General features: G+C 40.7%; 6 protein-coding genes. 1 reads left to right on the top strand and 5 read right to left on the bottom strand.

Going from position 1 to position 3,763, the window contains the following annotated elements; translation table 11 throughout:
• Nucleotides 1–248 precede the first annotated feature (248 nt).
• Complete coding sequence (locus CXF78_RS14405) at nucleotides 249–428, bottom strand: hypothetical protein (protein ID WP_102037194.1); 180 nt, start codon at nucleotides 426–428, stop codon at nucleotides 249–251.
• Nucleotides 429–836: 408 nt separating this feature from the next.
• On the opposite strand from CXF78_RS14405, the gene CXF78_RS14400 reads away from it, so the two are divergent.
• Complete coding sequence (locus tag CXF78_RS14400) at nucleotides 837–1,181, top strand: DUF3634 family protein (protein ID WP_102037193.1); 345 nt, start codon at nucleotides 837–839, stop codon at nucleotides 1,179–1,181.
• Between the two features lie 89 nt (nucleotides 1,182–1,270).
• Here CXF78_RS14400 and CXF78_RS14395 read toward each other — a convergent pair whose 3' ends face one another.
• The 4 genes from CXF78_RS14395 to CXF78_RS14380 form a co-directional block, all read right to left on the bottom strand.
• On the bottom strand, nucleotides 1,271–1,771 hold the full coding sequence (locus tag CXF78_RS14395) for a DUF3833 domain-containing protein (RefSeq protein ID WP_235585978.1): 501 nt from the start codon (nucleotides 1,769–1,771) through the stop codon (nucleotides 1,271–1,273).
• 143 nt (nucleotides 1,772–1,914) lie between these two features.
• Nucleotides 1,915–2,580: a chalcone isomerase family protein gene (locus CXF78_RS21460; RefSeq protein WP_180957152.1), complete on the bottom strand. Its 666-nt coding sequence runs from the start codon at nucleotides 2,578–2,580 to the stop codon at nucleotides 1,915–1,917.
• Entirely contained in the window at nucleotides 2,577–3,107 is a 531-nt protein-coding gene (locus CXF78_RS14385) for a DUF2878 domain-containing protein (RefSeq protein ID WP_102037190.1), read from the bottom strand. Before CXF78_RS14385 ends, CXF78_RS21460 begins: the two co-directional genes overlap by 4 nt.
• 80 nt (nucleotides 3,108–3,187) lie before the next feature.
• Nucleotides 3,188–3,763: class I SAM-dependent methyltransferase (locus tag CXF78_RS14380; protein WP_145991460.1), on the bottom strand; the 576-nt coding region annotated here is incomplete at its 5' end.

Genomic DNA, 3,763 nt, shown 5'->3' with positions numbered 1-3,763 from the left:
AGGTTTTGGCATCTCGGTTGCGTATTTAGACACCGACATTGATGGTGATAATGAAGTAAGTTCTGATCTATATAAAAACACCGGTACTTTATTAGCGAGCGTTAGTTACGCGTTCTAAGCCGAGTTGAGTTAATCAGTACCCATCACTACAAGTAAGTCTTAAAAACAAAAAAACCGCCAATGGCGGTTTTTTTATGACTAATATTTAACGAAAAATAGTAGCGATACAATAAAAGCAAAAACGGAAATCACTTAGTCGTTAAACCTGTTAGCTGCTGCCCTTGGGCTTGTTTTTTAACGCCTTGCCAACCATCTGCAAGATTTTGTAATTGCTCGTTTCGTTGTGGAAACTGGCTGGCTAAATTACGCATCAGTGATGATTGAATCTCACAAATTTCGGCCCAACGATCAGCATTAGATAATGGCATTTTTAGTCCTTAAATAGGTTATACATCCGTTTACATGCGCTCATGCAGTACATTAATGTAGCACATCAAACTAATTTAGGAAGCAGTATTTACACAGTAAACCCGCCTAAAAAAGCGTCAAACACATGTCGGTTGTGCTTTTATTTGATTTAAAAGAAATTTTGTTTCAAAAATAAATAAACACACATTCAATTAATTTGAGTCAATCAATGAACCGTTAATCTAAAGCACTTATATGACAAAAAAATGATATGACAAAAAATGATCAATAAACAAATGATGCCTTATAGACGCGGTATAACTTAGATCTTGCGCATAGATTTCAATAAAATAGCATTGCATCCATGGCATACGGGAGTATCTTATTGTTATAGCAACCGTAAAATATACGGCACAAAGGAGCGAACTATGGCTGATACCATCATAAAAATACTGATAATTGCAGGATTATTTTTTCTGGCCTATAAACTGATTTTTAGTGGTAGCCGTGGGTTAACACTTTTTGAGATGCATTTTAAAGATGGCAAGCTCAACAAGCATAAGGGCAAAATACCGGAGAAGTTTGAACGTGATTGTCGTGCCATAGCCAAGTCTAATAAACTGACTTGCACAGTCAGAGCAGAAAAGTCTGGTGACGTACGTTTACACGTGTCAGCCAATATTGGCGATAATTTAATCCAGCAAATTCGTAACCAGTTTCCGTTTGAGTATTACGATAAAAAACAGTCAGGCGCATCTAAACTTAAAGGCTAACATTGCCTGTTGAGCAAATGAAAAATGGACTCTAATGAGTCCATTTTTGTGTCTGTTTTCATGCTTAGTCGATTTGCCTATTCAATGACTTAGTCAGACTGCTTAGCAATAACCAAGGTGACTTGCGCAACCGTGATACCAAATTTAATAATATCACTTTTATTGATAATGGTTTTCTCATCGACCAGAAACATCCAGTCGTCGAAATGGACTTCATATTCACTACCATCAACTGGCAATATCATGTCATAACGCCATCGCAATGCACTACCGCGAGACTCACCTTGAGCAATGCCTAATATGTCATTGGCTGTGCCCTCATAGAGCCCATTTCCTTTGTCAGTAATGTTCCACACACGAGTTTGCTTTTCGCCATCATCGTAAATAAACCATTCGTTTATCACACCCTGCTTACCTTCAGGCGAATCAACCCAGTGCGCTTCCATGGTGACGGTAAATTTGCGGGTCACCTTACCTGAAAAATCTTGCACGACTCCAGCTGCCGTTAATTTACCGTCAAAAAATGTGGCTAAATCTAACGTTGGTGTCGTTTGTTGATAATCTTCAATCGATGCTGATGAACATGACATAACGCCTAATGCGAGTCCTACATATAAGCCGGTTTGAGCCAGCTTTCGCGCTAATTGCTTAGTTAAGGGTTGAGTTAACCCTTGACTAAGCATTCGGGCACAAAAATGTCGCTGCTGGCGGATGAATAATAGAATCGCGTGCATTAGTTAACTCCAATCAGTTGGTTACGTAACTCAGGACGGCTGGTTTTTTCAGACAACCAAATGTCGAGGAACGCCTCAGGAAATTGGGCATTACTGACTTGATAATAAGGCGTATCGTTAAGCAAAAATGCCGCATCTTCAGGGTTGTTAACCCTAAAAGTCAGCCTGTCGCCCTCTTTAACATCTGGCCAGGCATTAACTAACTGCTGCCTGTACAGTGCAATATTGGCTTCGGTAAAACCTAAATGCTGCCATTGCTCAATAGTGGCATCAACTAAATCAATAGCGTCAATATCGCGGTGGTATTGAATGTCGAGAGTCATAGGAAAACGGTTAGCTTGGTACTTACCGTCAATAGAAAATAACTTCGCACTATAGATATCAAGCCACAACAGGCTCATGTCTGCCTTGCCTACCTGAATTAATGCCGCTTCGCTTATACCGCTCTTATCGTTCTTATCGCTTATACCGCTTATATCGCTCTTATCGCTCTTATCGTTCTTATCGTTCTTATCATTTGCAGACGCATCGTTAATGCTCACTGCAACTATCAACGTTAATACTAACGCACCCATCACACCGAACAGTAGTTCGACAAACCAATGTGATGATTGAAACTGCTTGATGTGTGGTTGCGACTTGTCGCCGTTATGTAAGGTTTTCATCTACCATCCTCCAAAGCAAGGTCCACCGTTGTGATGCGAGAGCTAATAATGAGTAATACGGGAAATAAGCAACTCCAGATCAATACCAATATAAGCCCACTCCAAACCTCGCCTAAAGGCAGCATAACGGCATCAAACTTAGCTCCAGCGAGATAACTTAAACAACCAAAAATACCGCCTAATAAGGCTTGCAACAACAGAGGAAACTTTCTAAATAAGGCTAAGCTGTAATCCAAACAAAGCGCAAAGTAGAGCCACAACAATCCCAACCAGTAAGGCATATTGTCAAACTTAAATACGCCAAACCACACCAATAGACTGTCAACCGTTATGCCAATCGCACCACAGACACACATTACCAGCGCATCATGACGAACTGATTTTGATAACAAAAAATGGCAAATGAGCAATAAAATAGACAACAAGATAAGTTGGTTGTGCGCTAGCACTCCGGCCCACCAAACCAATTGGAAGCACACTGCGTTGATTAATATAACTAGTTTTGACGGGAGACAATGAGTAAACATAACACCTCGCACAAACAGGAGGAGACGTCCCGGTAACTCATTACCGGGGAATATAATCACTACAGAGCTGAGAAACGATATTATTTTGGGCGGTATTGAGGTCGAACAGCAACAAGGTGAACCGTGCTAGTAGTGCGCTCTAAAAAGCCACCTTCGCAGTAGCTCAAATAAAATTTCCACATCCGGATAAAATCATCACCGTAGTTTAAAGCTTTTATTTTATCGTAGGCTGCATCAAAATTTTCATGCCAGTGCTTTAAGGTACGCGCATAGTCCTTACCCATGTCATCAATAGACCAGGTTACCATGTCGGTTTTCTTGGCAATATGTTTGGTCATTTCACTCACCGACGGTAAACAACCACCAGGGAAAATGTAACGTTGAATAAAGTCGACGCTCTTGCGGTAGCTGTTATAACGTTGATCAGCAATGGTAATAGCTTGAATAAGCATGCGACCACTGGGCTTAAGCAGATGCTGTAGTTTTTCAAAAAAGCCTGCTAAAAATTCATGCCCCACGGCTTCGATCATCTCAACTGAAACCACGCGATCGTATTCACCAGTCAGTAATCGATAATCTTGTTTTAGTAAAGTAATCTGCTCTTCAAGCCCTTCTTGCTTAACGCGATCTTGCGCATAATCGAACTGGGCATCAGA

The sequence above is a fragment of the Shewanella sp. 11B5 genome (assembly GCF_002836795.1).
Taxonomy (GTDB): Bacteria; Pseudomonadota; Gammaproteobacteria; order Enterobacterales; family Shewanellaceae; genus Shewanella; species Shewanella frigidimarina.
This window is presented reverse-complemented; position numbering and strand designations above follow the sequence as displayed.

Coding starts and splice junctions, on each gene's coding strand:
- CXF78_RS14395 (WP_235585978.1), bottom strand. CDS start 1,771: ATGTCATGTTCATCAGCATCGATTGAAGATTATCAACAAACGACACCA.
- CXF78_RS21460 (WP_180957152.1), bottom strand. CDS start 2,580: ATGAAAACCTTACATAACGGCGACAAGTCGCAACCACACATCAAGCAG.
- CXF78_RS14400 (WP_102037193.1), top strand. CDS start 837: ATGGCTGATACCATCATAAAAATACTGATAATTGCAGGATTATTTTTT.
- CXF78_RS14385 (WP_102037190.1), bottom strand. CDS start 3,107: ATGTTTACTCATTGTCTCCCGTCAAAACTAGTTATATTAATCAACGCA.
- CXF78_RS14405 (WP_102037194.1), bottom strand. CDS start 428: ATGCCATTATCTAATGCTGATCGTTGGGCCGAAATTTGTGAGATTCAA.